Genomic DNA, 26,260 nt, shown 5'->3' on the forward strand with positions numbered 1-26,260 from the left:
TTGCAACAAAACGGTGACGCGGTGATGACTAAAGTGCTGCCATAGAAGCGCCTGCCCGATTTTTTCGTCGCACTGATCGTCGGCGATGCGCCCCGATTTTCGGCGCGAATCACAGAGCAAGATCCGGGGCGCGACGGCCGGCGCCGATGTCTAGAGTAGGCACCGTCTACACTGGAAGGTGCGAGGTTCAGATGAATACCCCCTATTCGACCGACGATTCCCGCTGGGCCGCCGTCACCACGCGCGACGCGCATGCGGACGGCACGTTCTTCTATGCAGTGCGCACGACCGGCGTGTTCTGCCGCCCGAGCTGTGCGTCGCGGCTGCCGCGGCGCGAGCACGTTTCCTTTTTCGCCGATCCGGCCGCCGCGCGCGCGGCGGGCTTCCGCCCGTGCAAGCGCTGCCGGCCGGAGGGCTTGCCGCGCGAGCTCGAAATCGTCGACCGCGCGTGCGCGGTGCTCGACGCGCATCCGGAGCAGCTCACGCTGCAGCAGTTGAGCGACGCCGTCCACCTGAGTCCGTTTCATCTGCAGCGGCTGTTCAAGCGGGTGGTCGGCGTGTCGCCGCGGCAGTACCAGGCCGCGCAGCGCGGCGCGGCGTTGCGCGACGCGCTGCAAAGCGGGCAGCCGGTCACGCAGGCGGCCGTCGACGCGGGCTTCAATTCGCCGTCGCGGCTCTATGCGTCGGTGCCGCGCGAGCTGGGGATGGCGCCGTCCGCGTTTCGTCGCCAGGGCGCCGGCCTGCGCATCGACTATGCGAGCGCGGCCACGCCGCTCGGCATGGTGCTCGTCGCCGCAACCGCACAGGGCATTTGCCGCATCGCGTTCGGCGACGAGGCGGCGGCGCTCGTCGCCGAGCTGAAGCTCGCGTTCGCGCGCGCCGAGCTCGTCGAAGCACCGTCGCGCGTCGCACCGTTCGTTGCGCAGATCCGCGCGTACCTCGACGGCACGCGCCACACGTTCGACCTGCCGCTCGACATCGCGCCGACCGCGTTCCAGCAGCGCGTGTGGGAGGCGCTCACGCATATCCCGTACGGCGAAACGCGCAGCTATTCGGACATCGCCGAAGCGCTCGGCGCGCCGCGCGCGGTACGCGCCGTGGCGGCGGCCTGCGCGTCGAACCCGGTCGCGCTCGCGATTCCATGTCATCGTGTCGTGCAGAAGGGCGGCGCGCTCGCCGGATATCGGTGGGGCGTGCGTCGCAAGGCGACGCTGCTGGCGGCCGAGGCGCGCCATGCGGGTGCCGATGAAACCGAGGTCATCGAGGAGGGCAACGCAGTTTGAGCATCGAACAGACCACGCTCGCGGCGAGCGAGTGCGATAGCGGTGATAGCGGCGACCGCGGCGGCGCGGTGCCGTCGCCCGCGCGGCTGGAGCTGCGCTTCAACGCGCCGTACGACTGGGCGCGCGTGCTGCGGTTCTTCAGCGGCCGCGCGATTCCGGGCGTCGAGCAGGTCGCCGACGGCGTTTATCGTCGCGTCGTCGACCTGAACGGCGACGCGGGCCGGCTCACCGTGTCTAAGCATCCGCGCCGGCATTGCCTGATTGCGACGGTCGACGGCGCGGCTGCGCGCCATGTCGATGGCGCGTTCGCGCGCCGTGTCGCATCGATGTTCGACCTCGCTGCCGATCCGGCCGCGATCGGCAGCGGGCTCGCGCGCGATCCGTGGTTCGCGCCGCTCGTCGACGCCGCGCCGGGGCTGCGCGTGCCGGGCGCATGGTCGGGATTCGAGCTGGCGGTGCGTGCGATCGTCGGCCAGCAGGTGAGCGTGAAGGCCGCGACGACGATCGTCGGGCGGCTCGTCCAGCGCGCCGGCGAGCGTGTCGTGCGGGACGACGGGACACCTGACGACGACGGCGCGCCGGCATGGCGTTTTCCGACGCCCGACGCGCTTGCCGCGTGCGATCTCGTGAAGATCGGGATGCCCGGCAAACGAGCGGCCGCGCTGACGGGCATGGCGCGCGCAGTGGCGGACGGACACGTGCCGCTCGACCCGGCGCATGCGGACCTCGCGACGTTGCGGCGCGCATGGCTCGAGCTGCCCGGCATCGGGCCGTGGACCGTCGAGTACATCGCGATGCGCGCGTGGCGCGATCCGGATGCATGGCCGGCGTCCGATCTCGTGCTGATGCAGTCGATCGCCGCCCGCGATCCGTCGCTCGACCGGCTCGCGAGCCAGAAACGCCGAACCGAAGCGTGGCGGCCGTGGCGCGCGTATGCGGCGCTTCATCTGTGGAACGACGTGGCTGACCGGGCGGGAGGCGCGCGCGGGGGATGACGCTCGCGGCGGTTGGTGGGCGGATGCGACCGGCGAGCGACGTCGCGCAGTCGGTATCGGCGCGGTGTGATTCGCTTCGGGGTGCGCGTGGGGGCGGCGTGCCGAGGCTCTAACGACGTGGGTAAGATGCGGGCGGCGAGTAGGTGCCGTGCGGTGGCATCTGCACCAACACATAGCAGCCCCAGCCCACCGCAGTAACCGTCTGCATCGCGGGCGTGGTCATGGTCGAGGTGCGCCAGCAGCGAGGTGGGCGGGGCAGCGCCAGCAGCGACGGCACCAAGGCACCGGTTCCACCTCTTCGCGCCGCATCCTGCACCGCGCAATCCTCCCGACGAAAGCCGCGCGAGGGCCGCGCCCGGCGTTATAGCGGATGCTCGTCCGCGCCAGCGGCAATCGCCGCGATCGCCCGCGCGGCGGCCCGCTGCAGGCGGCCGGGCCGGCCGTGAGCCACCTCAAGCGCGTGTGTCGGCGAGATGTTAAAGTGCCCGCTACCAATGAAGCGACCCATAATCCAGCCGGCCCGCGCGGCGCTCTGCGCGCGGCCGTCACGCACTTGCGTCTCCATGCCGAACACCATGACTCACCGCCAGTCCGAACTGCTGCTGAATCGTCTCGAAGCGCTGAGCTCGGGCCCGACGCGGCAGCATCTGCCCGACGGCCTGCGCGGCATCGAAAAGGAAAGCCTGCGCGTGACGCGCGACGGGATGATCGCGTTCACGCCGCATCCGCGCGCGCTCGGTTCGGCACTCACGCACCCGTCGTTGACCACCGATTACTCGGAAGCGCTGATCGAGCTGATCACGCCGGCCGAAAGCGACGCGTCGCTGACGCTCGCGCGCCTCGACGATCTGCATCGCTACGTGTATGCGTCGCTCGACGACGAGATGCTGTGGAACGAGTCGATGCCGGGGCTGCTGCCGGCCGACGACGAAATCCCGATCGCCGACTACGGCACGTCCAACATCGGCCGCCTGAAGACGGTGTACCGCCGCGGCCTCGCCTATCGCTACGGCCGCACGATGCAGTGCATCGCCGGCATTCACTACAACTACTCGCTGCACGAGGAAGTGTGGCGGCGCCTGCATGCCGAAGAAGGCTCCACTGCCACGCTGGTCGACTATCAGTCCGAGCGCTATCTCGCGCTGATCCGCAATTTCCGCCGCCGCAGCTGGCTGCTGATGTACCTGTTCGGCGCGTCGCCGGTGCTCGACACGCGCTTCCTGCGCGGCAAACCGCACCGGCTCGACACGTTCGACGCCGACACGCTGTACCGGCCGTATGCGACCAGCCTGCGGATGAGCGATCTCGGCTACTCGAACACGACCGCGCAGGCCGCGCTGCACGTCGACTACAACACGCTGCCCGGCTATCTCGACGCGCTGTCGAAGGCGGTCAGCGAGCCGTATGCGGCGTACGAGGCGATCGGCACGCATCGCGACGGCGAGTGGATTCAGATCAACACGAACGTGCTGCAAATCGAGAACGAGTTCTACTCGACGATCCGGCCGAAGCGCATCACCTATTCGGGCGAGCGTCCGCTGCATGCGCTCGCGTCGCGCGGCGTGCAGTACATCGAAGTGCGGTGCCTCGACATCGACCCGTTCGAGCCGACCGGCATCGCGCTCGACACCGCGCGCTTCATCGACGCATTCCTGCTGGCGTGCGCGCTCGACGACAGCCCCGCGCTCGACTGCGATGCGTACAAGGAAGCGAACGAGAACTTCGGCAGCGTGACGATGGACGGACGCAAGCCCGGCCTCACGCTGACGCGCGACGGCCAGCCGGTCACGCTGCAGGCATGGGCCGACGACCTGATGGCCGATATCGAAACCGTCGGGCGCCGTCTCGACGAGATCCGCGGCGGCGATGAGCATGCGCGCGCGATCGCCGCGCAGCGCGAGAAGCTGGCCGATCCGGAACGCACGCCGTCGGCGCGTGTGCTGCGCACGATGCGCGAGAACGGCCAATCGTTCCTCGCGTTCGCGCTCGCGCAAAGCGAAGCGCATGCGGCCCATTTCCGGGCGAACCCGCCGTCGGCGGAGGCGATGCGCGCGGAGCAGGCGCTCGCGGCGAAGTCGCTGGCCGAACAGGCCGAGCTCGAAGCGAAGGAGGCCGGGTCGTTCGATGCGTTCGTCGCCGCCTATCGCGCTTATACGCTGAACCGCTTCAGCGTTTGATTGCCGCAGCCGAAGCTGCCGTCCGTCGCGGTTCTCGCGCCGGCGGCACCTGCTTCAGTGATGCGCGTACGTGCTGCGATCGACCACGGCCGGCGTAGCCGGCTTGCCCGCTTCGACGCTCGCATGACCGTCGTTGCCGTGGCCGGCGGCGTCGGCGCGGGCCTGGGCGGCGCGCTGCATGACGGCCTGCATGTTCTCCGGAAAGTCAGGGCTGCTGACGAGGCTCGGCCGGTAGCCGGCCGCCTGTAGCTCGGCGAGTTCCTGGCGTACCTGGGCGCGCGTCAGCGTCGACTCGGCGTGGGCAGCGAGCGCCGGGCCGATCAGCAGCAACGCGCAGGCCGCAAGTTTCAGGTTTTTCATCGTGTCTGCTCCGTGAAGTTTCCGGAGCCGCGTCGTCGCCGGCGCGGGCGGAATCGATGCAGCGAGTCTAGGCTTCGGAGCCCAAACGAAACATCCCGCTCGCCGTCACGCACCTTTTCCCGCTGTGCAACATTGCTCGGACCCTTCGCCGACGCCCGCGCAACGATTCGGACGCGCATCGGGCTTGCCCTCCTTGTACAAGCGCGACCGGCCTCCTAACCTCATTTGAGCGACCGGTCGGTCGGCCTTGCCGCATGGTTGCATGCGCAAGCGTCGGCCGGGCGTAGCGGCCGCCGAATGTACGTCTGGTACTGGATCGGAGACACGACACACGATGAATCCCACCGCAGCCCTGCCGCCCGGCATCCTGTTCGTCCAGCCGTTGACGCCCGTCGCCGACTCGCTGCTCCTGTCGTTCGTCGTCGCGGTGATCCCGATCGCCGTCGCGCTGATCGCGCTCGGCGTGCTGCGCCGGCCCGCGTGGCAGGCGTCGCTGGCCGGCCTCGTCGCCGGCCTCGCCGTCGCGATCGGCGCGTGGGGCATGCCGGCCGGCCTTGCGTTCAACGCGGTGGGCGCAGGCATGGCGCTCGCGGTCGTGCCGGTGATGTGGATCGTGTTCAATGCCTTGCTGCTGTACAACATCGCGGTGAAGTCGGGCCGTTTCGACCAGTTTCGGCAGTGGATGCTCGACAACCTGCCCGACGATCGTCGCCTCGTGCTGCTCGTCGTCGCGTTCTCGTTCGGCTGTCTGCTCGAAGGGATTTCCGGGTTCGGCACGCCGGTCGCGATCACCAGCGCGCTGCTGATCGCGCTCGGCTTCCCCGCGCTCGAAGCGCTGACCTACACGCTGGTGTTCAACACGGCGCCGGTCGCGTTCGGCGCGCTCGGCGTGCCGATCACCGTGCTCGGCGCGGTCACGTCGCTGCCGCCCGCGACGCTCGGCGCGATGGTCGGCCGGCAACTGCCGTTCTTCGCGCTGCTGCTGCCGTTCTACGTGGTCGGCGCATACGGTGGGCTGCGCTCGATCGCGAAGCTGTGGCCGGCGCTGCTCGTGTCGGGCGGCAGCTTCGCGATCGCGCAGTTCGTCACGTCGAATTTCCTCGGCTACCAGCTCACCGACGTGCTGTCGTCGCTCACGTCGCTGATCGTCACGATCGGCTTCCTGCAGCTGTGGAAGCCGCAGCCCGATCCGCAATACGCGCTCGCGCGCAGCGTGCCGGCCACGGCCGGCGCCGCGCGCGCGGGCTTCGGCGGCTGGCTGCCGTGGCTCGTCGTGTCGGTGGTCGTGATCTTCTGGGTGCACGCGAACATCGCGGCGATCGGCGACGTCAAGATCAAGTGGCCGGGGTTGCACAACGCCGTGTTCGTATCGCTGTACCACAAGCCGTATGCGGCGATCTGGGACTTCCAGCCGCTCGGTACGGGCACCGCGATCCTGGTGTCGGCGATCATCACGGCACTGCTCACGCGCACGGGCATCGGCGCGTTCTTCGAATGCGTGGTCAAGACCTGGCGACAGACGTGGATCGCGATCGTCACCGTGATGATGATCGTCGGGCTCGCGTACCTGCTGAACTACTCGGGCATCAGCTACACGCTCGGTACCGGCGTCGCGTCGACCGGCGCGCTGTTTCCGCTCGTGTCGGCGTCGCTCGGCTGGATCGCGGTGTTCCTGTCGGGCAGCGACACGTCGGGCAACGCGCTGTTCGGTAATCTGCAGGTCGTTGCGGCCCGGCAACTCGGCCTCGATCCGGTGCTGATGGCCGCGACCAACTCGTCGGGCGGCGTGATGGGCAAGATGATCTCGCCGCAGAACATCGCGACGGGCGTGTCGACCACCGACCTGAAAGGGCAGGAGGGCGTGGTGTTCGCGCGCACCTTCTGGCACAGCGTGATCCTCACGCTGCTGCTCGGCGTGCTCGTGTTCCTGCAGCAGCACGTGCTGACGTGGATGATTCCGGCGTTGCCGAAGTAGGGGGGCGGGCGACGTTGGCGTGAGCAGACGTTTGGAAGGCGCAGGCGAGTGCGAGGATGGCGGCGGGCGTTTGCTGTCGCAATATCGATGAACGCGATCGGGATTTCGAACGGCGGCGACTATGTGTTGCCGTCGTCGGTATGCACGAATCATTTCCATCACATCGCGGGCTTCATCACGGAGCTAGGTCGGCAGCGTCAACGTGCGAGAAGCGCCGGCGCGAGCGTTCACCGATCGAACATGGCGGCGACGATCGCCTCGGGCGCATCTTCCTGAACCAAGTGCGCTGCTCGCGGCACCTTGATCAGCTTGCCGTGCGCGATGCGATCGGCGAGCGCCTGCCCCTGTTCGAGCGGAATCCACCCGTCGTCCTCGCCCCATACGATGCGCACTGGAAAGCCCGGGGGCGCTGCGTCGCGCTGGATCGACGTGGCCGCGCTCGGATTCGAGCAACTGCTGCGCAGCGATGACTTCGCGCGCGTGCGCCAATGTGCCCGCTGCACGTGGTTCTTCATCGATCGCGGCCGCGGCGCCGGCCGCCGCTGGTGCGACATGCGCACGTGCGGCAACCGCGCGAAGGTAGAGGCATTCAGGCAGCGGTGAAGCGTGCGGCGCGCCCCATCCGTCATTCGACGATTTCGTGCAGTCGCGGTTCGGGCCACAGCGCGCTGGCCGCGACCAGCCCGGCGACGAACAACGGTGCGCCGATCGCGAACAGAATTGCGGTCACGCTCCACCGGTCCCAGAACTGGTCGATGATCGCGCGTTCGGGCGCGACGGGGTCGTACAGCACGTTGACGCGTTCGCCTTCGTACAGCCGCGGATGCGGGGAGGCCGAGCTTTGCTCGAAGGTCACCGCGCGGCCGCTGTCGGTCGTGAACGCGACGCTGACGGAATCGAGCGACGCGCGGTTGCGGGACGCGCCCGCGGGTTCGGCGATCTCGACGACGTGGCCGGTCGAATGCGCGTAATGGCGGGCGGCCTGCCACTGGCGCAAGCCGGCAGCGCCGGCGCCGGCCATGAACGCGGTGCCGAGCGCGAGCGGAATCAGCACGATCGCGATGTTCCATCGCCGCCGCGCGGCGTCGCGGGCCGATGCGGCGAACGGTGCGCCGGGGCGGCGATTGCGGCGCTCGTCCACGTACAGCACGCAGCCGATCGCGAGCGACACGACCGCGAGCAGCGCCGGCACCGCGACCGGCGACCAGCGTTGCGCAAAATCGTCGATCAGCACGGGGCGGTTCGGATGGGCGGGATCGACCAGCACGTCGACGTTCTCGCCGATGTCGTAGGCCGGGACGGCCGACGCGGTGTCGCCGGCGACTTCGCGTCGGCGGCCGTCGCTCGCCAGATACGCGACGATCGGGCGGTAAGCGCGCATCGCGTCGCTGTCCTGCACGATGCGCACGATGGTGCCCGATGCGCGGAGCAGCCCGCCGGTCGCGCGGCTCGCGGTAACGGCGAGCGCCGCGGCGATCACGAGCAGCGCGATCCCGAGCGCGAATGCAACGAGCGCGTCCTTACGCAGCATGACCGGATCCGCGACGCGCGTCATGTAACGGGGGCGGATGCGATCGGGGGGATAGCGCGCTTCGACCCGCGCGCCGATTTCTGTCTGACCATGCCCTCTCAATGGTCGCGTCTGGTTCACGTGCTTCCATGTCTGACGTCCCATGCTCTCTCAGTGCCGGCCACGATGCGGCGATCGTCGTGCCGGTTATGTGATTTTTGTCGGACGATTCTAACGGAAAGCTACTGCGGCGGGGCGCGCGGAGAGGCCGATGGGCGCCGGAATGGAAAAAGGCCGGTCAGCTTGCGCTGACCGGCCTTTTGAATTCCTGGTGGGGCGTGAGTGACTCGAACACTCGACCTACGGATTAAGAGTCCGCTGCTCTACCAACTGAGCTAACGCCCCCAACAGAAGAAAGATTATGCACGGGTATTTCATCCTTGGCAAGCCCTTTCTGCAAATTTCCCCAAAATATTTCGTCACCGTGCGTGCGGCTGCCGGCGCGCTGCCAAGTGATCGCAGTTGGCCCGCTCCCGGTATGATGACGTCCATCTGTTGCGCGGCGGTCGCGCAACATTCTCTGGACATTCGAAGATGGACGAAAACGCAGTCCGCGAATTGCTGGACCGCCTGCTGGCCCCGTGGGTCCGCTCGCTCGGCCTGGTTCCCGTGTCGATCGGCGACGACAGCGTCACGATGCGTCTGCCGTTTTCCGGCGAATTCCGCCATTCGGGCGGCATCATCTGCGGCCAGGTCTTCACCGCCGCCGCCGACACCGCGATGGTGGTCGCGATCTCGGCCGCGCTCGGCGAGTTCCGGCCGATGACCACCGTCTCGCTGAACACGAACTTCATGCGTCCGGTGCGCAAGGGCGACGTGCTGGTCACCGCGCGCGTGCTGCGGATGGGCCGCAACCTCGTGTTCGGCGAAGTCGAGCTGTTCGACGAGGACGGCAAGATGGCCGTGCACGCAACGTCGACCTACGCGCTGGTCAGCTGAGTGGCGCGATGTTCGACCAGATCGTGTTCGCGGGCGGCGGCAACCGCTGTTGGTGGCAAGCCGGCTTCTGGGACGTCGTGCAGCCGGCGCTGGCGCTGCGCCCGCGCGTGATCGCCGGCATCTCGGCCGGTGCGGCCACGGCCTGCATGCTGTATACACGCGACGCCGCGTGGGTGATGCGCTATTACGAGCAAGCGCTGCGCCACAACCGCAAGAACGCGTACTGGGGCAACCTGTTCCGCCGCGAGCCGGTGTTTCCGCACTATCGGATCTATCGGCAGGCGCTGCTCGACATCTACGGCGAGCCGTTCGCGCGGCTCGCGGACGCACCGGAGATCCGCATCGGCGTGTCGCACGTGCCGCGCTGGCTCGGCGCGCGCAGCGCGGTGGCCGCGGGCCTCGTCGCGTACAACATCGAGAAATACGTGCGCAAGACGCTGCACCCGACGCTCGGGCGCGCGCTCGGCTTTCGCCCCGAATTCGTGCGCGCACAGGCGTGCGCGACGGTCGACGATCTCGCTGACCTGATCCTGCAGTCGTCGTGCACGCCGCCGTTCACGCCCGTGCTGCGGCGCGACGGCCGGCCGGTGCTCGACGGCGGGATGGTCGACAACGTGCCGGTGGGCGCACTCGACACGTCGCCGGGCGACGTGCTGGTGCTCGTCACGAGGCTGTATCCGCGCCCGCAGATGTTCACGGTCGCGCACGGCGACCAGCGGCGGCTCTATATACAACCGTCGAGCAAGGTGCCGATTTCGAGCTGGGATTACACGAGCCCGTCGCAGATGCGGCACGCGTACGACCTCGGGCGCCGCGACGGCGAGCATTTCCTCACGCGCGTCAGCGCGATGACCGGCGGCCGCGTGGCCGCCTGACGCCATGATCGGACAGAGAAGCCGCGCCGCGGGCGCGGCGGCGCGGGTCAGCGCGCGCGGCGCGGCGTCAGCGCTTCCGGATTGACGACGCTCGACAGGTCGCCCTGGTCGAACGCGAGAATGTTCCTGAACGCCGCGCTGAAATACAGCTCGTAGCTCTCGCGCTCGACGTAGCCGATGTGCGGCGTGCAGATCACGTTCTCCATCCGCAGCAGGCTGTAGCCCTGCAGGATCGGCTCGCTCTCGAACACGTCGATCGCGACCATCCCCGGCCGGTTGTGCGACAGCGCGTTGACGAGCGCATTTTCCTCGAGCAGCTCGGCGCGGCTCGTGTTGACGAGCAGCGACGTCGGCTTCATCCGCAACAGGTCTTCCTGCTTGACGATCCCGCGCGTGTCGTCGTGCAGCCGCAGGTGCAGCGACAGCACGTCGCTCTGCTCGAACAGCGCCTCGCGACTGTCGGCGGCCGTGTAGCCGTCGGCGCGCGCGGCCTCGAGCGAGTGCTCGCGGCCCCAGATCAGCACGTTCATCCCGAACGCCTTGCCGTAGCCGGCGACCAGCCGGCCGATCTTTCCGTAGCCCCAGATGCCGAGCGTCTGGCCGCGCAGCACCTGGCCGAGCCCGAAGTTCGGCGGCAGCGCCGACGTCTTCAGGCCCGACTGCTGCCACGCACCTTGCTTCAGGTTGGCGACGTATTGCGGAATGCGGCGCTGGGCGGCCATCACGAGCGCCCACGTCAGTTCGGCCGGCGCCACCGGCGAGCCCGTGCCTTCGAGCACTGCGATGCCGCGATCGGTACACGCTTCGAGGTCGATGTGGCTGGAGATGCGGCCGGTCTGGCTGATCATCCGCAGATTCGGCAGTTTTGCGAGCAGTTGCGACGAAATCGGCGTGCGTTCGCGAATCAGCACGAGCGCCTCGACTTCCGCCAGCCGGCTCGCGAGTTGCCCCAGGCCGCGCACCGTATTGTTGAAGACCTTCACGTCGTGCTCGGCGAGCATCTCGAAGCAGTTCAGCTTGCGGACGGCGTCCTGGTAGTCGTCGAGGATGGCAATTTTCATGTTCAGCAGGGAAGTCGCGCGTTGAAAGCAGCGGCCGCGGCGCGCGGGGCGCGCCCGTGCCGCCCGGCCGGGGCCGACATGATGCTACGCCGGCACACGGCATGGGGTCTTTTTAACAGGTTGTTACGCTCCGCCGCAATCGGCGTCGGTCGCAGCAGGGTGCGCTGCTGTGTCGCATCAGACATGTCCTTTCTGATTCGGCCCGTTTCGCGGACGACGTTCACCTAATTGTTGTCGAGATCAGAATAATTGGATCATCCATTCGCAATCGGTGAGGATTTTTGCCCATTTTTATCGTCAACGCGGCAGTTGTTGAGCAACTCTGCATCATTTCCGCTGTCGTAGGAGAATTACGCATTTGCTTCAACTTTTTGAAGTTGTAACAGCGGCAGGAGTCGTTATGGATCATTTGCAGTCGATGCGCGTGTTCGTCAAGGTTGCGGATCTCGGCAGTTTCGCCCGGGCGGCGAGCGCAATGGACATCTCCAATGCGGTCGCGACGCGTCATGTCGCCGATCTGGAAGGCCGGCTCGGCACGCGCCTGCTGAACCGTACGACACGCAGCCTTTCGCTGACGGAGTCGGGGCAGGTCTATCTCGAGCGCGCGCGACAGATTCTCGACGAGCTCGAAGATGTCGAGCAGATGGTGGTCGCGCGCAATCACGAGCCGGTCGGCACGTTGCGGATCGTCGCGCCCGTCGTGTTCGGGCTGCACAACCTCGCGCCCGTGCTGCAGTCGTACACCGAGAATTTTCCGAAAGTCGTGCCGGACCTTACGCTGGTGGACCGCCAGGTCGATCTCGTCGAGGAGGGGTTCGACGTCGGCATCGTCGTCACGCGGCAGATGCGCAGCGCGAGCATCGTCACGCGCCGGCTGACCACCGGCTGCATGACCGTCTGCGCGACGCCGAGCTACCTCGAGAAGCACGGCGTGCCGACCCACCCGGAACAGCTCGCCGAGCACCCGGCGCTGAGCCTGCCGACCGAATACTGGGGCGACGAGCGCGTATTCACCGGCCCGGACGGCGAAGTGCGCGTGCGCCCGACCAACGTGATCGTCGCGAACAACACCGCGATGCTGCGCCAGTTCGCGCTGCTCGGGATGGGTGTTGCGATCCTGCCGAGCTACCTGATCGGCAGCGACATCGCGCGCGGCGCGCTGGTGCGGCTGCTGCCGGATTTCCGGCTGCCGCAGGTCGAGATCAACATCGCGTACCCGAGCCGGCGCCATCTGCCGGCAAAGGTGCGCACGTTCATCGACCATCTCGTCGAATATTTCAGCCGCGCCACCGATGCGGTGATCGGCGAGCAGTGGGCGGCCCAAGGTACGTCGTCCGCGCCGATCGGTGTCGAGATGCGCGCCGACCCGGCCGAGTCGACCGACCCGAACCTGCAGCCGCGGCTTGCGCGCGCGCCGCGCGGGCGAGCCGCGGTGCCGTCGCCGCTGTAACGGCGGCGCGGCCGGCAGCCCACAGCGCCGACGCAAATAAAAAACGCGGATCGAGCAATCGATCCGCGTTTTTTTGTCGATGCGTGCCGCAGCGGGCGGCTGCGGCGGTCGCGCCGTTACGAGCCCGTCTTGCGCGCCGTCGTCTTGCGGGCGGCGGTCTTGCGAGCCGGTGCCGGTTTCTCGTCGGCGCCTTCGGTGACGGTTTCTGCATCCTTCGTCGCCGATTTTGCCGTCTTCTTCGCCGCGGCGGCCTTCGGCTCCTTCTTCTCGAACTCGAAGCCGATCTTGCCGTCCGGCTGTTTCACGAGGAATGCCTTGAAATTGCGGCCCGTGCGCGACGACTTGAAGTTCGGCAGCAGATCGGTGCGGCCGTCGGCCAGCAGCTTCGCCATCTGCTCGCGCGTGATTTCCTGCTGGAGGATCACCTTGCCCGAGCGGAAGTCGCAGGTCTTCGGGTTCGCGACCGAGTGCTCGCACACATAGCTCATCCCGTGCTCGAACACGCGGCCGTTGCACTTCGGGCACGCGCCGACCGGCTCCTGCGCGGAGAAGTCGGGCGCTTCGCCCTCGTCGCCGCCCTGGTCCTGGCCGAAATCGAACTCGAGCTTGTAGTTCTTCGTTTCATCGTCGAACGACAGCTTGAGGATCGCCGAGAACGGCCGCCCCATCTTGCTGCGGAAGCCGGACAGCGGCCCGATGGTCTTCTCGCGCAGCAGCTCCTCGACTTCCGCGATCTCGAACTGCCGGCTGCCCGGAATCTTCGAGATCGAGAACTCGCACTTCGTGCAGGCGAAGCGGCGGTAGTTCTCCTTCACCTGACCGCCGCAGTTCGGGCACGGCGTCTCGAGCGTCGCGTAGTCGCCCGGGATCGTGTCGGAGTCGTATTCCTTCGCGCGCTTGACGATCTGTTGCGTCATGCGGGCGATTTCCTGCATGAACGCGTCGCGCCCGAGGTTGCCGCGCTCCATCTGCGACAGCTTGTATTCCCATTCGCCGGTGAGCTCGGGCGCGGTCAGCTCTTTCACGCCGAGCCCGCGCAGCAGCGTCATCAGCTGGAATGCCTTCGCGGTCGGGATCAGCTCGCGGCCTTCGCGCACCAGGTATTTCTCGCCGAGCAGGCCTTCGATGATCGCCGCGCGCGTGGCCGGCGTGCCGAGGCCCTTCGCGGCCATCGCCTCGCGCAGCTCGTCGTCCTCGACGAGCTTGCCCGCGCCTTCCATCGCGGACAGCAGCGTCGCTTCCGAGTAGCGTGCGGGCGGCTTCGTGACGAGCGCGACCGCCGCGATCTCGTCGGTCTTCACCTTCTCGTCCTTCTGCACCTGCACGAGGTTCGCGTCCGCGCCTTCGGCGTCGCGACCGTATACCTGCAGCCAGCCCGGCTCGACCAGCACCTTGCCTTCGGTCTTGAAGTGATGGCCGGCTACTTCGGTGATCCGCGTCGTGACGCGGAACTCGGCCGCGGGGAAGAACACCGCGAGGAAGCGCTTCACGACGAGGTCGTACAGCTTCTGTTCCGGCTCGGACAGCGACTTCGGCGCCTGCAGCGTCGGGATGATTGCGAAGTGATCGCTGATCTTCGAATTGTCGAAGATCCGCTTGTTCGGCTTCACCCAGCCCTTGTCGAGCACCTGCTTCGCGTGCGGCAGGTAGTTGTGGCTCTCCTTGAGCATCTCGAGCGTGGACTGCACCGTCGCCAGATAGTCTTCCGGCAGCGCGCGCGCGTCGGTACGCGGGTAGGTCAGCACCTTGTGCTTTTCATACAGCGCCTGCGCGAGGCCCAGCGTGTTCTTCGCGGAGAAGCCGAAACGGCCGTTCGCCTCGCGCTGCAGGCTCGTCAGGTCGAACAGCAGCGGCGACAGTTGCGTCGACGGCTTCGATTCCTCGCTGACCGTGCCGATCTGGTCGCGACATGCGGCGACGATCGTTTCGGCGGCCGGCAGGCTCCAGAGGCGCGAGTCGCGCTTTTCCGGATCGAACTCGTCGCGCTTGAACTTCGGATCGAACCACTTGCCTTCGTAGAAACCGGCCGCGCACGCGAATTCGGCGCGCACTTCCCAATAATCGCGCGGGACGAATCGGCGGATTTTCTCTTCACGTTCGACGACGATCGACAGCGTTGGCGTCTGAACGCGACCGACGGTCGTCAGGAAGAAGCCGCCGCCCTTGCTGTTGAACGCGGTCATCGCGCGCGTGCCGTTGATGCCCACGAGCCAGTCGGCTTCCGAGCGGCAACGTGCGGCATCGGCGAGCGGCTGCATGTCGTTGTCGCTGCGCAGGTGCGCGAAACCGTCGCGGATCGCCTGCGGCGTCATCGATTGGAGCCACAGGCGCTGGACCGGCTGCTTCGCCTTCGCGTGCTGCACGATCAGGCGGAAAATCAGCTCGCCCTCGCGCCCCGCGTCGCATGCGTTGATCAGGCGATCGACGTCCTTGCGCTTCATCAGCTTGGTCAGGACTTTCAGTCGCGATTCGCTTTTTGCGATCGGGTTCAGGTCGAAATGCGGGGGGATGACGGGGAGATGGGCGAAACTCCATTTCCCGCGCTTGACCTCGTACTCTTCCGGGGCGGCGATTTCCAGCAGATGGCCGACTGCGGACGAGAGCACGAATTCGTCGCTCTCGTAGTATTCGTCATGCTTGGTAAAGCCGCCCAAAGCGCGCGCGATGTCGTTCGCGACAGAAGGCTTTTCCGCAATGATCAGTGCTTTGGACATGACAGGTGTGTGTTGGTAGACCGGGTTCGCCGGTGTGGGGACCCTTTTACGACGGCTTTATAGCACACGCCGCAGCGACGGCGGGTTGGCGTGTAAAAAAGCGGCCCATCATAGAGGGGGGCTGCAGCGGCGGCAAGCGCCTGGCCCGGCAGCACGCGTCGCGGCGTGCCGCGGGGCCGGGCGGACGCCCGCTCAGGCCTCGACGTTCAGGATATTGCGCAATTTCGGTGCGTGCGGCGCGCCGGGCACCGCGCTCAGGTCGGACAGCATCCGCTCGACGATCGCCGCGTGCGGCAGCACCGTGCCGAAGAAGCGTGCGGTGTGCGCATCCTCGATCAGGATCGTCGGGAAGTTTTCGACGTCGAGGTCGTCGAGCTGGTCGGCATGGGTTTCGATGTCGATCCACGCGAAGCAGGCGTCCGGATGAGCGTCGGCGAGCTGGTCGAAGGCCGTGCGGTAGTCGCGGCAGGTGCCGCACCACTCGGCGCACAGGCAGGCGACCAGCAGCGTGTCGGGATCGGCGAGGCGCTCGGCGATCCGATCTGCATCGGTGTCGAGATTCAGCGCGGGCATGGAATTCCTTCGATATCGTCGGCGGCGCGGCCGCCCCTATGCCGGGGACTGTAGCACGCCGGACGGCGGTGGGGTGGGCGCCAAATCAAGCCGCGCGAAGCGTCCGCCGGCCACGCTGGCGACGCGGCCGGCCAGCTCCAGCGCGAGCAGCGCGCGGTGCAGCACGTCGTCCGGCAGGTCGCTGTGCTCGGCGAGCCATTCGTATGTGACGGGGCCGTATCCCAATGCGGCGAGCACGGCTCGTTCGGCTGGATCGTTCGCGGGCGCGCATGCGGTTCGTGGTGGGACGGCGGGGGCATCGGCCACGGTGTCGGTGTCGGGAGATGCCGCTGCGCCAGTGCGGCGCTCGCCCGCGCGGGGCGTGGCGGCGCCCGATGCATCTTCGCGATCGGAGCGGGAACCCGCACCGACTGCCGCGCCGCCGGCCTGGGCCGCGGGTTCCCCGAGCCCGTACTCCTCGAGCACGTCGAGCGGTGTGGCGGTGAGCTTCGCGCCGTCGCGGATCAGCGCGTGGCAACCCTGGGCGAGCGGTGCGTGAATCGAGCCGGGCATCGCGAACACGTCGCGGCCGAGTTCGTTCGCGAGCCTTGCGGTGATCAGCGAGCCCGAGCGCGGGGCGGCTTCGACCACCAGCGTGCCGACCGCGAGCGCGGCGATCAGCCGGTTGCGCTGCGGGAAATGCGACGCGCGCGCGGGCGTGCCGAGCGGCCATTCCGAGACGATCACGCCGTGCGCGGCGATCTCATGCGCGAGCATGCGGTGACGCGCCGGATAGACGAGATCGGCGCCGGTCGCGATGACCGCGATCGTGCCCGAGCGGCCGTCGAGGCCGCCGCGATGCGCGGCGCCGTCGATGCCGAGCGCGAGGCCCGACGCGATCGCCAGGCCGGCGTCGGACAGCACCTGCGCGAAACGCGTCGCATCGGCGAGGCCCTGCGGCGTCGCGTGGCGGCTGCCCACCACGGCGATGCTGCGCGCGTGCAGCAGGTCGACCCGGCCCTTTACATATAGCAGCGATGGCGGATCGTGCAGGTCGCGCAGCCGCGGCGGGTAGGCCGGATCGGTGAGCGTGACGATCGCGTTGCCCGGCGCGTCGAGCCACGCGAGCGCGGCGTCGGTGCGCGCGTCGAGGTCGTCCCGGTCGCTCGCGTGCACGGCCCGCGCGGCGGCCGGGCTCGTGTGCTCGGCAATGGCCGCGTCCGACGCGTGCAGCAGCGCCGCGGGCGTGCCGAATGCGTCGAGCAACACGCGCAGCACCGCCGGCGCGATGCCGGGCGCATGCGCGAGTTGCAGCCATGCGCGCAGCATGGTCGCGGTCAGCGTTTGCGGCGACATGAGATTGCGCCCGAATGCGACGACCAGCGCAGCGCGTGGCGCCATGATAAAATTTTCATCATCCGAAATACTCGACGGGGCCGCGCGCATGGGCGTCCGGCCAGTTGCAGAAGGCATGACGTGCGGCATTGATATGCCGTGCGTTCGCCTCATCTTCATTGCATCCCGGCAATGGCGCCACTCGGCCCGATGGCCGATACGGCACGCCGCCCACCCGAATACCGAACACCATGGCTTTGCTGAACATTCTTCATTACCCCGACAAGCGACTGCACAAGGTCGCCAAGCCCGTCGACAAGGTCGACGACCGCATCCGCAAGCTCGTCGCCGACATGGCAGAAACCATGTATGCGGCGCCCGGCATCGGCCTCGCGGCGACGCAGGTCGACGTGCACGAGCGCGTGATCGTGATCGACGTCTCCGAAGAAAAGAACGAGCTGCGCGCGTTCATCAATCCGGAGATCGTCTGGTCGAGCGACGCGAAGCAGGTGTACGAGGAAGGCTGCCTGTCGGTGCCCGGCATCTACGACGAAGTCGAGCGCCCGGACCATGTGCGCGTGCGCGCACTCAACGAGCGCGGCGAGCTGTTCGAGCTCGACTGCGAAGGCCTGCTGGCGGTGTGCGTGCAGCACGAGATGGACCATCTGATGGGCCGCGTGTTCGTCGAATACCTGTCGCCGCTGAAGCAGACGCGTATCAAGACGAAGATGAAGAAACTCGAACGCGCGATGTAACGCGTGCGCGCCAAGCCCTCTCGAACGCTGTCATGACCCATACGTTGCGCGTGATTTTTGCCGGCACGCCGGAATTCGCCGCGGCCGCACTCGCCGCGATCCACGAGGCCGGTTTTCCGGTGCCGCTCGTGCTCACCCAGCCCGATCGTCCTGCCGGGCGCGGAATGAAACTGCAGGCGAGCGCGGTGAAGCGCTACGCCGTCGAGCACGGCATGCCCGTCGCGCAGCCGCCGTCGCTGCGCCGCGCCGGCAAGTTCCCCGCCGAGGCCGCCGAGGCGATCGAGCTGCTGCGCGCGACGCCGCACGACGTGATGGTGGTGGCCGCATACGGCCTGCTGCTGCCGCAGGAGGTGCTCGACATTCCGCGCGCCGGCTGCATCAACATTCACGCGTCGCTGCTGCCGCGCTGGCGCGGCGCGGCGCCGATTCATCGCGCGATCGAAGCCGGGGACGCCGAAACGGGCGTCACGCTGATGCAGATGGACGTCGGCCTCGATACCGGTGCGATGATCGACGAGGCGCGCATCGCGATCGCGCCCGACGACACGACCGCGACGCTGCACGACCGGCTCGCCGCCGACGGCGCACGGCTGATCGTCGCCGCACTCGAGCGGCTCGAGCGCGACGGCGCGCTGCTCGCGACGCCGCAGCCGGCCGACGGCGTGACGTACGCGGAAAAGATCGGCAAGCACGAAGCGGCGCTCGACTGGCGCAAGCCGGCCGACGTGCTCGCGCGCCAGGTGCGTGCGTTCGACCCGTTCCCGGGCGGCGTCGCGACGCTCGACGGCGCCGCGATCAAGCTGTGGGCCGCCGAGCCCGTGGCCGCGCGTGGCGATGCGGCGCCCGGCACGATCGTCGAAGCAGCCCCGGAAGGGGTGATCGTCGCCTGCGGCGCGGGCGCGCTGCGCGTGACGCAGCTGCAGAAGCCGGGCGGCAAGCGCTTGCCGGCGCGCGAATTCCTGGCCGGCTCGCCGCTCGCCGCGGGCCAGCGTTTCGCATTGCCCGACGCCGCCTGAGCATCATTCGACACGGGATGCCGGCCGGGCGCAATCGGCCGGATGGCCGAGTCGCGCCGCACGGCGGGCGCGCGTAGAATTCCCGTGCGTTTCCCGGTTACGAGGCTCCCATGTTCGGCATCACCCACTTCGGCTTTTTCGTACTCGCGGTTTTCCTGCTCAACATCACGCCTGGCCCCGACACCGCGTACATCGTCGGCCGCAGCATCGCGCAGGGCCGCGGCGCGGGGCTGATGTCGGCGCTCGGCATCTCGGCCGGCGCCTGTGTGCACACGCTCGCATGCGCCTTCGGGCTGACCGCGCTGCTCGCCGCGTCGGCCGCCGCGTTCACGGCGATCAAGCTCGCCGGCGCCGCCTACCTGATCTATCTCGGGGTGCGCATGATCGTCGCGAAGCAGGGCGGTGCACCGGCCCCTGCCGCCGCCGCGCAGGCCATCGCCGTGAAGCCGCTGCGTCAGCTGTTCATGCAGGGTTTCTGGACCAACGTGCTGAACCCGAAGGTCGTGCTGTTCTTCGTGTCGTTCTTCCCGCAGTTCGTGTCGGCGGGCAGCCCGCACAAGGCGCTCGCGTTCCTCGCGCTGGGCTCGGTGTTCGTCGTGATGAGCACCGTCTGGTCGTGCATCGTCGTGTGGATCGCCGGCGGTGTCACGCAACGCTTTTCCGGCAAGCCGGGCGTCAAGAAGTGGCTCGACCGCACGGTCGGCAGCGCGTTCGTCGGCCTCGGGCTGCGGCTCGCGGCCGCGCAACGCTGAGATTGAATTTTTCCGGCGCGACCTTATCTAACAAATCGCTTACAATTTTTCGCCGCCCGTGACGGTGCGGCGGGTCCCCTGACGGATAAGGAGTGGGTATGTTCAATTGGGTCAAAACGGCGATGCTGATGGCCGCGATCACGGCCCTGTTCATCGTGATCGGCGGGATGATCGGCGGCTCGCGTGGCATGACGATCGCGCTGCTGTTCGCGCTCGGCATGAATTTCTTCTCGTACTGGTTCTCCGACAAGATGGTGCTGCGCATGTACAACGCGCAGGAAGTCGACGAGGCCACGGCGCCGCAGTTCTACCGGATGGTCCGCGAGCTCGCCACGCGCGCCAACCTGCCGATGCCGCGCGTCTACCTGATCAACGAGGATGCGCCGAACGCGTTCGCCACGGGCCGCAACCCCGAGCACGCGGCGGTCGCCGCGACGACGGGCATCCTGCGCGTGCTGTCCGAGCGCGAAATGCGCGGCGTGATGGCGCACGAGCTCGCGCACGTGAAGCACCGCGACATCCTGATCTCGACGATCACCGCGACGATGGCCGGCGCGATCTCGGCGCTGGCCAACTTCGCGATGTTCTTCGGCGGCCGTGACGAAAACGGCCGGCCGGCCAATCCGATCGCGGGGATTGCGGTTGCGCTGCTCGCGCCGATCGCCGGTGCGCTGATCCAGATGGCGATCTCACGGGCGCGCGAGTTCGAGGCCGATCGCGGCGGCGCGCAGATTTCCGGCGATCCGCAGGCGCTCGCCACCGCGCTCGACAAGATTCATCGCTATGCGGCGGGCATTCCGTTCCAGGCGGCCGAAGCGCATCCGGCCACCGCGCAGATGATGATCATGAATCCGCTGCACGGCGGCGGCCTGCAGAACCTGTTTTCCACGCACCCGGCGACCGAGGAGCGCATCGCGCGCTTGATGGAGATGGCGCGTACCGGCCGCTTCGATTAGGGCCCCCGCAAGCCCGTTATCAGCGTGAACAGGCTCTAAGCCGCCCCTCATTCATCGCCCACACCCCGCATGCCTCGCGCTGCGGGGTGTTTCATTTGCCGCGCCCGCAAAGGGGCCGCATGGCCTCACGCTACAATGCGCGGTTTGGAATCGCGATGCCCACGCGGCGGCCCGGTTCCCGCCGCTCGCGGCGCCCGTTTGCCGATTTCGCTCCGATGACACGAACCCGTTCCTCCGCCCCGTCTTCCTCCGGCCGCGCTGCGCGCCCGTCCGCGCTGCGCCTCGCGCCCGATTCGCTGGGCTTTGCGCTCGACGCGGCCGCGCAGGCCGTCGATGCCGTGCGGCGCGGCACCGCGTTGCCGGCGGCGCTCGCCACGGTGTTCGCGCAGATGCCGGCCGATGTCCGCGCGTTCGCACGCGGCGCGACGCAGGACGTGGCCTATCGAACGATGCGCCGCCTCGGCAGCGCCGACTGGCTGATCGGCCGGCTCGTCAGCAAGGCGCCGCCCGCGCACGTGCACGCGGTGCTGGCCGGCGCGCTCGCGTTGCTGCTCGATCCCGCCGATGCGGCGGCGTATCCGGCCTTCACGGTCGTCGATCAGGCCGTGACGGTGATCGGCGCACGGCGCGAATACGCGTTCGCGAAAGGGCTGGTCAACGCGGTGCTGCGGCGCTTCGAGCGCGAGCGCGATACGCTCGTCGCGGCGCTGCAGGACGATCCGGTCGCACGCTGGAATTACCGCCCGTGGTGGATCGACGCGGTGAAGCGCGCGTGGCCGGATGCATGGCAGGCCGTGCTCGCGGCCGGCGATCGGCAGGGGCCGCTCACGCTGCGCGTGAATGCGCGGCGCGCGAGCGTCGACGCGTATCTCGACACGCTGCGCGCGAACGGAATCGACGCGACTGCGATCGGCCGTCATGCGGTGCGGCTCGCGTCCGCGCTGCCGGTCGATCGCATTCCGGGCTTTGGCGACGGCGTCGTGTCGGTGCAGGATGCCGGCGCGCAGCTCGCGGCCGAATGGCTCGGCGCGCGCGACGGCATGCGCGTGCTCGACGCCTGCGCGGCGCCGGGCGGCAAGACCGGGCACATCCTCGAGCTGGCCGATGTCGACGTCGTCGCGCTCGAAAGCGATGCGGCCCGCGCCGAGCGCATCGGCGAGAATCTCGCGCGCCTGTCGCTGTCCGCGGACGTGCGCGTCGGCGATGCGGGCGCGCCGCAAGCGTGGTACGACGGCCGCCCGTTCGATCGCATTCTGGCCGACGTGCCGTGCTCGGCGTCGGGCATCGTGCGCCGTCATCCCGATATCCGCTGGTTGCGCCGCGAAGCCGACATCGCCGCGCTCGTCGCGGAGCAGCGCCGCATCCTGAGCGCGTTGTGGCCGCTCGTGAAGCCGGGCGGCGAACTGCTCTACGTAACCTGCTCGATCTTCCCCGATGAAGGCGAGCTGCAGGCGCGCTGGTTTGAAGCCGCCTGTGAAGATGCGGTACGATTGGACGCGCCCGGCCAACTGCTGCCGGGCGGCGTGCGCGGCGCGACGGCCGGCGCACTCGACCCGACCACCGATCACGACGGATTCTTCTACGCGCGGTTTCAGAAACGGTGACGATCAAACACCCTTTTCCACTTCGGCTCGCGGCCGTCCTGTTGGTGGCGCTGGCGCTGTGCCTGACCGTCGTGCGGCCGGCGCGCGCCGAGTCGATCGCCGTGCAGCGTGCGTCGCTGCAGGCTGACGGAAGCGGCTGGAGCCTCGATGCCCGCTTCGACTTCGAGCTGAATCCGAACCTCGAGGATGCGGTGAACAAAGGCATCCCGCTTTACTTCACGACCGACTTCGAACTGAGCCGCGCCCGCTGGTACTGGTTCGACGAGCAACCGGTGTCGGTGGCGCAGACGATCCGCCTGTCGTTCCAGCCGCTCACGCGCGAGTACCGCGTGTCGACCGGCGGCCTGCAGCTCGGCTTCCCGTCGTTGAAGGACGCGCTCGCGGTCGTGCGCCACATCACGTCGTGGCACGTGATCGAGCGCAACCAGGTGCGCGCCGGCGAAACCTATACGGCCTCGGTGCGCATGCAGCTCGACACGGCGCTGATGCCGAAGCCGTTCCAGGTCGACGCGGTGAACAACCGCGACTGGACGCTCGTATCCGACTGGAAGCGCTTCAACTTCACGGTGACCGAACGTGCTAAATAAAGTGCGCCGCGCGGCCAGCGGGAAGAGCCTGCTCATTCGCGTGATCGTGTCGACCGTCGCGCTCACCGCGCTGCTGCTGCTCGTGCTGCTCGCCGCGGCGAGCGCGAACACCGAGTTCTTCGACCGCTACTACTCGTGGCTGTACGCGATGAACATCATCGTCGCGATCGTGTTCCTGCTGGTCGTGCTCGGGCTGATCGGGATGATCGTCGTGCGGCTGAGGAAGGGCAAGTTCGGCACGCGGCTGCTCGCGAAGCTCGCGGTGTTCTTCGCGCTCGTCGGCGTGGTGCCGGGCGGCATCATCTACATCGTGTCGTACCAGTTCGTGTCGCGCAGCATCGAGTCGTGGTTCGACGTGAACGTCGAAACCGCGCTCACCGCCGGCCTGAATCTCGGCCGCGGGATGCTCGACGCGTCGCTGTCCGATCTGCAGACGAAGGCGCGCCTGATGTCCGATCAGCTCGCGAGCGTCGATGCGAACACGAACGGCACGACGCTCACGCTGCTGCGCCTGCGCGACCAGTTCGGCGTGCAGGACGCGACGATCGTCGAGCCGAGCCGCGCCGGCTCGGGCGCGGCGCCCGACCTGCACATCGTCGCGCAGGCGTCGGGCAATTTCGCCGCGCTGATTCCCGACGACCTGCCGACGCCGCTGATGCTGAGTCAGGCGCGCGAGCACGGCGCGTACGCGGCGATCGAAGGCGAAGTCGACGGCGACCCGCGCGCGCACGGCGCGAAGGGCGCGCTGCGGCTGCGCGTCGTGCGGCCTATCCCCGACGCGTCGACGTCGCTGCTGCAACCGGCGGAGCGCTTCCTGCAGCTGACGCAGCCGGTGCCGCCGACGCTCGCGCACAACGCCGACGCGGTGCAGCGCGCCTATCGCGAATATCAGGAAAAGTCGCTGGGCCGCACCGGCCTGCGCAAGATGTACATCGGCACGCTGACGCTCGCGCTGTTCCTCGCGACCTTCATCGCGATGATGCTCGCGCTCGCGCTCGGCCAGCAGCTCGCGCGGCCGCTGTTCCTGCTCGCGCAGGGCACGAAGGAGATCACGGAAGGCGACTACACGCCGAAGCGCGAGATCAAGTCGCGCGACGAGCTCGGCTTCCTCACGCAGTCGTTCAACGCGATGACGCGCCAGCTGTCCGAGGCGCGGCTGGCGGTCGAGAAGAACCGCATCGCGCTCGAGCATTCGAAGACGTATCTCGAAAGCATTCTCGCGAACCTGACGGCCGGCGTGTTCGTGCTCGATCGCCAGTTCCGGCTGACGACCGCGAACCGCGGCGCGGAGCGGATCTTCCGGCAGCCGTTCGGCTCGATGATCGGCACCGCGCTCGACCGGATCGGCGTCGTCGCGGAATTCGGCGCGATGGTGCGCAAGGCGTTCGCCGATCGCGAGGCGGCGTCCGACGGCGCGAGCGGCGATCGCGGCCATTGGCAGCAACAGTTCGCGGTCGTCGTGCCGGGCGAAGCCGATCCGCTCACGCTGCTCGTGCGCGGCACTCGTCTCGTCTCGACGGTCGCGGGCGAGGCCGACGATCCTCAGACCTCCGGCTACGTGGTCGTGTTCGACGACATCTCCGACGTGATTTCCGCGCAGCGCTCGGTTGCATGGGGCGAAGTCGCGCGACGGCTCGCGCACGAGATCAAGAACCCGCTCACGCCGATCCAGCTGTCGGCCGAACGGCTGCAGATGAAGCTGTCCGACAAGCTCGAGCCGCACGATGCCGACGTGCTCAAGCGTGGCGCGACGATGATCGTCAATCAGGTGGCGGCGATGAAGCGGATGGTCGACGACTTCCGCGAATACGCGCGCACGCCGCCCGCGGTGCTCGCGAGCCTGCAGCTGAACGAGCTGGCGAGCGAGGTGCTCGGGCTGTATGGCGTCGGCGAAGGCAAGAGTGCGATCGTCGCGGAGCTGGCGCCGTCGCTGCCGGTGATCCGCGGCGACGCGACGCAATTGCGTCAGGTGATTCACAACCTGCTGCAGAACGCGCAGGATTCGGTCGCGGAGGTCGCGCATCCGCGTGTGTTGATCGAAACCAAGACAGTAGAATATGGCGATCCCGACGCCGAGGGCAAAACGCGCGTCGCGGTACGTCTGACCGTGTCCGACAACGGGCCCGGTTTTCCGGCACGCATCCTGACCCGTGCGTTCGAGCCTTACGTGACGACGAAGGCGAAGGGCACGGGGCTCGGACTGGCCATGGTCAAGAAAATCGTGGACGAGCACGGCGCACGGATCGATCTGCGCAATCGCATGCACGGTGAGATCGTCGAGGGTGCGCAGGTGTCGATCCTGTTCCTGCAGATGGCGAGCGATGCGCCAGGCGCCGAACCCGGCGCGCAGGGCGGGACGGCACCCGCCAACACAAAAGCAAGTGTGCAGACAAAGGCAGCGTAAATGGCAACCATCCTGGTGGTAGATGATGAAATGGGCATCCGGGAATTGCTCTCGGAGATCCTCAGCGACGAAGGACATGTCGTCGAGGCGGCGGAGAACGCGCAGGCTGCGCGGGAATACCGGCTGAATCAGGCGCCCGATCTCGTGCTGCTCGATATCTGGATGCCCGATACCGACGGCGTCACGCTGCTCAAGGAATGGGCGGCGCAAGGGCTGTTGACGATGCCGGTGATCATGATGTCCGGGCACGCGACGATCGACACCGCCGTGGAGGCGACGAAGATCGGCGCACTCGATTTCCTCGAGAAGCCGATCGCGTTGCAGAAGCTGCTGAAGTCGGTCGAGCACGGGCTCGCGCGCGGCGCGGCGCCGGTGTCCGTGAATGCGGCGGTGAAGGCGGGCGCTGGCCAGGCCGCGGGCCCTGCGGCGATCGCATCGGCGGCCGCGCTGCCGACGCTCGGCGACGAGATGGCGTCGGCGCTCGGTCTCGCGGGCCAGATGGCCGCGATCCCGTTCGACATCCCGTTGCGCGAAGCGCGCGACGCGTTCGAGCGCGCGTACTTCGAATATCATCTGGCGCGCGAGAACGGCAGCATGACGCGCGTCGCCGAGAAGACGGGCCTCGAGCGCACGCACCTGTATCGCAAGCTCAAGCAGCTCGGCGTCGAGCTCGGCAAGAAGCAGTCGGAAGGCGCGGCATAAAAATATTTCACGAAAACCCTTGTGCAAGTATCGGGGGCTCGATATACTTTCATTCTTCGTTGGCCCGGTAGCTCAGTTGGTAGAGCAGCGGATTGAAAATCCGCGTGTCGATGGTTCGATTCCGTCCCAGGCCACCAGCAGTTCCAACCCCAAGAATCGGAAGATTCTTGGGGTTTTTCGTTTGTGGTGGGGTTTCGC

The 26,260-nt window shown here is 67.9% G+C and carries 22 protein-coding genes, 2 tRNA genes and 2 pseudogenes; 17 read left to right on the top strand and 9 right to left on the bottom strand.

Annotated features, from left to right (window positions below):
• Nucleotides 1-191: 191 nt before the first annotated feature.
• Nucleotides 192-1,283, top strand: a complete 1,092-nt coding sequence (gene ada, locus AK36_RS13780; RefSeq protein WP_045578675.1) for a bifunctional DNA-binding transcriptional regulator/O6-methylguanine-DNA methyltransferase Ada — start codon at nt 192-194, stop codon at nt 1,281-1,283.
• Nucleotides 1,280-2,278 carry a DNA-3-methyladenine glycosylase family protein gene (locus AK36_RS13785; protein WP_045578676.1) on the top strand — a complete coding sequence of 333 codons (999 nt, stop codon included), beginning with the start codon at nt 1,280-1,282 and terminating at the stop codon, nt 2,276-2,278. Before ada ends, AK36_RS13785 begins: the two co-directional genes overlap by 4 nt.
• Before the next feature lie 361 nt (nt 2,279-2,639).
• Here AK36_RS13785 and AK36_RS33715 read toward each other — a convergent pair whose 3' ends face one another.
• A complete protein-coding gene (locus AK36_RS33715; RefSeq protein WP_014723884.1) occupies nt 2,640-2,855 on the bottom strand; it encodes a hypothetical protein in 216 nt (71 codons plus the stop codon).
• Between AK36_RS33715 and gshA the strand changes: the two genes are divergently transcribed.
• Nucleotides 2,842-4,455 (top strand): glutamate--cysteine ligase, encoded by a 1,614-nt coding sequence (gshA, locus tag AK36_RS13795; protein WP_011886444.1) that lies wholly within the window; start codon nt 2,842-2,844, stop codon nt 4,453-4,455. The genes AK36_RS33715 and gshA overlap by 14 nt on opposite strands.
• A 54-nt stretch (nt 4,456-4,509) precedes the next feature.
• On the opposite strand, the gene AK36_RS13800 is transcribed toward gshA, so the two are convergent.
• Nucleotides 4,510-4,815 (bottom strand): DUF4148 domain-containing protein, encoded by a 306-nt coding sequence (locus AK36_RS13800; protein WP_011886443.1) that lies wholly within the window; start codon nt 4,813-4,815, stop codon nt 4,510-4,512.
• Nucleotides 4,816-5,149: 334 nt separating this feature from the next.
• On the opposite strand from AK36_RS13800, the gene AK36_RS13805 reads away from it, so the two are divergent.
• The gene (locus AK36_RS13805; RefSeq protein ID WP_011886442.1) at nt 5,150-6,790 is read left to right on the top strand and encodes an L-lactate permease; all 1,641 of its coding nucleotides are present in this window, start codon (nt 5,150-5,152) and stop codon (nt 6,788-6,790) included.
• A 227-nt stretch (nt 6,791-7,017) separates the two neighbouring features.
• Here the strand turns inward: AK36_RS13805 and AK36_RS31120 are convergent.
• Nucleotides 7,018-7,200 (bottom strand): annotated as a pseudogene (locus AK36_RS31120) (alpha/beta fold hydrolase); the annotation flags it as partial.
• On the opposite strand from AK36_RS31120, the pseudogene AK36_RS31125 reads away from it, so the two are divergent.
• Nucleotides 7,199-7,393 (top strand): annotated as a pseudogene (locus AK36_RS31125) (CGNR zinc finger domain-containing protein); the annotation flags it as partial. The pseudogenes AK36_RS31120 and AK36_RS31125 sit on opposite strands and share 2 nt — an antisense overlap.
• 22 nt (nt 7,394-7,415) lie before the next feature.
• On the opposite strand, the gene AK36_RS13820 reads toward AK36_RS31125, so the two are convergent.
• Complete coding sequence (locus AK36_RS13820; protein WP_045578678.1) at nt 7,416-8,465, bottom strand: DUF3592 domain-containing protein; 1,050 nt, start codon at nt 8,463-8,465, stop codon at nt 7,416-7,418.
• Nucleotides 8,466-8,629: 164 nt separating this feature from the next.
• Nucleotides 8,630-8,705 (bottom strand) — tRNA-Lys (locus AK36_RS13825).
• Between the two features lie 189 nt (nt 8,706-8,894).
• Between AK36_RS13825 and AK36_RS13830 the strand changes: the two genes are divergently transcribed.
• Both AK36_RS13830 and AK36_RS13835 read left to right on the top strand, forming a co-directional pair.
• Entirely contained in the window at nt 8,895-9,299 is a 405-nt protein-coding gene (locus tag AK36_RS13830) for a PaaI family thioesterase (RefSeq protein ID WP_011886440.1), read from the top strand.
• An 8-nt stretch (nt 9,300-9,307) separates the two neighbouring features.
• The gene (locus tag AK36_RS13835) at nt 9,308-10,174 is read left to right on the top strand and encodes a patatin-like phospholipase family protein (RefSeq protein WP_014723873.1); all 867 of its coding nucleotides are present in this window, start codon (nt 9,308-9,310) and stop codon (nt 10,172-10,174) included.
• A 47-nt stretch (nt 10,175-10,221) separates the two neighbouring features.
• On the opposite strand, the gene AK36_RS13840 is transcribed toward AK36_RS13835, so the two are convergent.
• On the bottom strand, nt 10,222-11,235 hold the full coding sequence (locus tag AK36_RS13840) for a D-2-hydroxyacid dehydrogenase family protein (RefSeq protein WP_034192453.1): 1,014 nt from the start codon (nt 11,233-11,235) through the stop codon (nt 10,222-10,224).
• A gap of 400 nt (nt 11,236-11,635) precedes the next feature.
• On the opposite strand from AK36_RS13840, the gene AK36_RS13845 reads away from it, so the two are divergent.
• Entirely contained in the window at nt 11,636-12,685 is a 1,050-nt protein-coding gene (locus AK36_RS13845; RefSeq protein ID WP_011886437.1) for a LysR family transcriptional regulator, read from the top strand.
• Between the two features lie 116 nt (nt 12,686-12,801).
• On the opposite strand, the gene AK36_RS13850 is transcribed toward AK36_RS13845, so the two are convergent.
• From AK36_RS13850 to dprA, 3 genes are all read right to left on the bottom strand, one after another.
• Complete coding sequence (locus AK36_RS13850) at nt 12,802-15,399, bottom strand: DNA topoisomerase III (RefSeq protein WP_011886436.1); 2,598 nt, start codon at nt 15,397-15,399, stop codon at nt 12,802-12,804.
• 192 nt (nt 15,400-15,591) lie between these two features.
• A complete protein-coding gene (locus AK36_RS13855; protein ID WP_011886435.1) occupies nt 15,592-15,972 on the bottom strand; it encodes a thioredoxin family protein in 381 nt (126 codons plus the stop codon).
• A 36-nt stretch (nt 15,973-16,008) separates the two neighbouring features.
• Entirely contained in the window at nt 16,009-17,352 is a 1,344-nt protein-coding gene (gene dprA / locus AK36_RS13860) for a DNA-processing protein DprA (protein ID WP_045578679.1), read from the bottom strand.
• A 185-nt stretch (nt 17,353-17,537) separates the two neighbouring features.
• Between dprA and def the strand changes: the two genes are divergently transcribed.
• The 9 genes from def to AK36_RS13905 all read left to right on the top strand — a co-directional run bounded on the left by def (nt 17,538) and on the right by AK36_RS13905 (nt 26,199).
• Nucleotides 17,538-18,041, top strand: a complete 504-nt coding sequence (def, locus tag AK36_RS13865; RefSeq protein WP_045578680.1) for a peptide deformylase — start codon at nt 17,538-17,540, stop codon at nt 18,039-18,041.
• Nucleotides 18,042-18,073: 32 nt separating this feature from the next.
• Entirely contained in the window at nt 18,074-19,057 is a 984-nt protein-coding gene (fmt, locus tag AK36_RS13870; protein WP_045578681.1) for a methionyl-tRNA formyltransferase, read from the top strand.
• Between the two features lie 110 nt (nt 19,058-19,167).
• Nucleotides 19,168-19,809, top strand: coding sequence for a LysE family translocator (locus AK36_RS13875; RefSeq protein WP_045578682.1), 642 nt, complete (start codon nt 19,168-19,170; stop codon nt 19,807-19,809).
• A gap of 98 nt (nt 19,810-19,907) precedes the next feature.
• Nucleotides 19,908-20,765 carry a zinc metalloprotease HtpX gene (htpX, locus tag AK36_RS13880; protein ID WP_011886430.1) on the top strand — a complete coding sequence of 286 codons (858 nt, stop codon included), beginning with the start codon at nt 19,908-19,910 and terminating at the stop codon, nt 20,763-20,765.
• A 215-nt stretch (nt 20,766-20,980) separates the two neighbouring features.
• Complete coding sequence (gene rsmB, locus AK36_RS13885) at nt 20,981-22,369, top strand: 16S rRNA (cytosine(967)-C(5))-methyltransferase RsmB (protein WP_034192454.1); 1,389 nt, start codon at nt 20,981-20,983, stop codon at nt 22,367-22,369.
• Complete coding sequence (locus AK36_RS13890; RefSeq protein WP_011886428.1) at nt 22,366-22,956, top strand: DUF4390 domain-containing protein; 591 nt, start codon at nt 22,366-22,368, stop codon at nt 22,954-22,956. Before rsmB ends, AK36_RS13890 begins: the two co-directional genes overlap by 4 nt.
• Nucleotides 22,946-25,360, top strand: a complete 2,415-nt coding sequence (gene esaS, locus AK36_RS13895) for a sensor histidine kinase EsaS (RefSeq protein ID WP_011886427.1) — start codon at nt 22,946-22,948, stop codon at nt 25,358-25,360. The genes AK36_RS13890 and esaS overlap by 11 nt, the downstream gene beginning before the upstream one ends.
• Nucleotides 25,361-26,062 (top strand): response regulator transcription factor EsaR, encoded by a 702-nt coding sequence (esaR, locus tag AK36_RS13900; RefSeq protein WP_011886426.1) that lies wholly within the window; start codon nt 25,361-25,363, stop codon nt 26,060-26,062.
• A gap of 61 nt (nt 26,063-26,123) precedes the next feature.
• Nucleotides 26,124-26,199, top strand: a tRNA-Phe gene (locus AK36_RS13905).
• The last annotated feature ends 61 nt before the right edge of the window (nt 26,200-26,260 follow it).

The organism is Burkholderia vietnamiensis LMG 10929 (assembly GCF_000959445.1).
GTDB classification, from domain to species: Bacteria; Pseudomonadota; Gammaproteobacteria; order Burkholderiales; family Burkholderiaceae; genus Burkholderia; species Burkholderia vietnamiensis.

What these genes read in the sequence shown, in the direction of transcription:
- AK36_RS13845 (WP_011886437.1), top strand. Translation starts at nt 11,636, where the DNA reads ATGGATCATTTGCAGTCGATGCGCGTGTTCGTCAAGGTTGCGGATCTC.
- dprA (WP_045578679.1), bottom strand. Translation starts at nt 17,352, where the DNA reads ATGGCGCCACGCGCTGCGCTGGTCGTCGCATTCGGGCGCAATCTCATG.
- AK36_RS13850 (WP_011886436.1), bottom strand. Translation starts at nt 15,399, where the DNA reads ATGTCCAAAGCACTGATCATTGCGGAAAAGCCTTCTGTCGCGAACGAC.
- AK36_RS13875 (WP_045578682.1), top strand. Translation starts at nt 19,168, where the DNA reads ATGTTCGGCATCACCCACTTCGGCTTTTTCGTACTCGCGGTTTTCCTG.
- AK36_RS13820 (WP_045578678.1), bottom strand. Translation starts at nt 8,465, where the DNA reads ATGGGACGTCAGACATGGAAGCACGTGAACCAGACGCGACCATTGAGA.
- AK36_RS13855 (WP_011886435.1), bottom strand. Translation starts at nt 15,972, where the DNA reads ATGCCCGCGCTGAATCTCGACACCGATGCAGATCGGATCGCCGAGCGC.
- rsmB (WP_034192454.1), top strand. Translation starts at nt 20,981, where the DNA reads ATGACACGAACCCGTTCCTCCGCCCCGTCTTCCTCCGGCCGCGCTGCG.
- AK36_RS13805 (WP_011886442.1), top strand. Translation starts at nt 5,150, where the DNA reads ATGAATCCCACCGCAGCCCTGCCGCCCGGCATCCTGTTCGTCCAGCCG.
- AK36_RS13835 (WP_014723873.1), top strand. Translation starts at nt 9,308, where the DNA reads ATGTTCGACCAGATCGTGTTCGCGGGCGGCGGCAACCGCTGTTGGTGG.
- esaR (WP_011886426.1), top strand. Translation starts at nt 25,361, where the DNA reads ATGGCAACCATCCTGGTGGTAGATGATGAAATGGGCATCCGGGAATTG.
- def (WP_045578680.1), top strand. Translation starts at nt 17,538, where the DNA reads ATGGCTTTGCTGAACATTCTTCATTACCCCGACAAGCGACTGCACAAG.
- AK36_RS13840 (WP_034192453.1), bottom strand. Translation starts at nt 11,235, where the DNA reads ATGAAAATTGCCATCCTCGACGACTACCAGGACGCCGTCCGCAAGCTG.
- ada (WP_045578675.1), top strand. Translation starts at nt 192, where the DNA reads ATGAATACCCCCTATTCGACCGACGATTCCCGCTGGGCCGCCGTCACC.
- fmt (WP_045578681.1), top strand. Translation starts at nt 18,074, where the DNA reads ATGACCCATACGTTGCGCGTGATTTTTGCCGGCACGCCGGAATTCGCC.
- htpX (WP_011886430.1), top strand. Translation starts at nt 19,908, where the DNA reads ATGTTCAATTGGGTCAAAACGGCGATGCTGATGGCCGCGATCACGGCC.
- AK36_RS13830 (WP_011886440.1), top strand. Translation starts at nt 8,895, where the DNA reads ATGGACGAAAACGCAGTCCGCGAATTGCTGGACCGCCTGCTGGCCCCG.
- AK36_RS13800 (WP_011886443.1), bottom strand. Translation starts at nt 4,815, where the DNA reads ATGAAAAACCTGAAACTTGCGGCCTGCGCGTTGCTGCTGATCGGCCCG.
- AK36_RS33715 (WP_014723884.1), bottom strand. Translation starts at nt 2,855, where the DNA reads ATGGTGTTCGGCATGGAGACGCAAGTGCGTGACGGCCGCGCGCAGAGC.
- gshA (WP_011886444.1), top strand. Translation starts at nt 2,842, where the DNA reads ATGCCGAACACCATGACTCACCGCCAGTCCGAACTGCTGCTGAATCGT.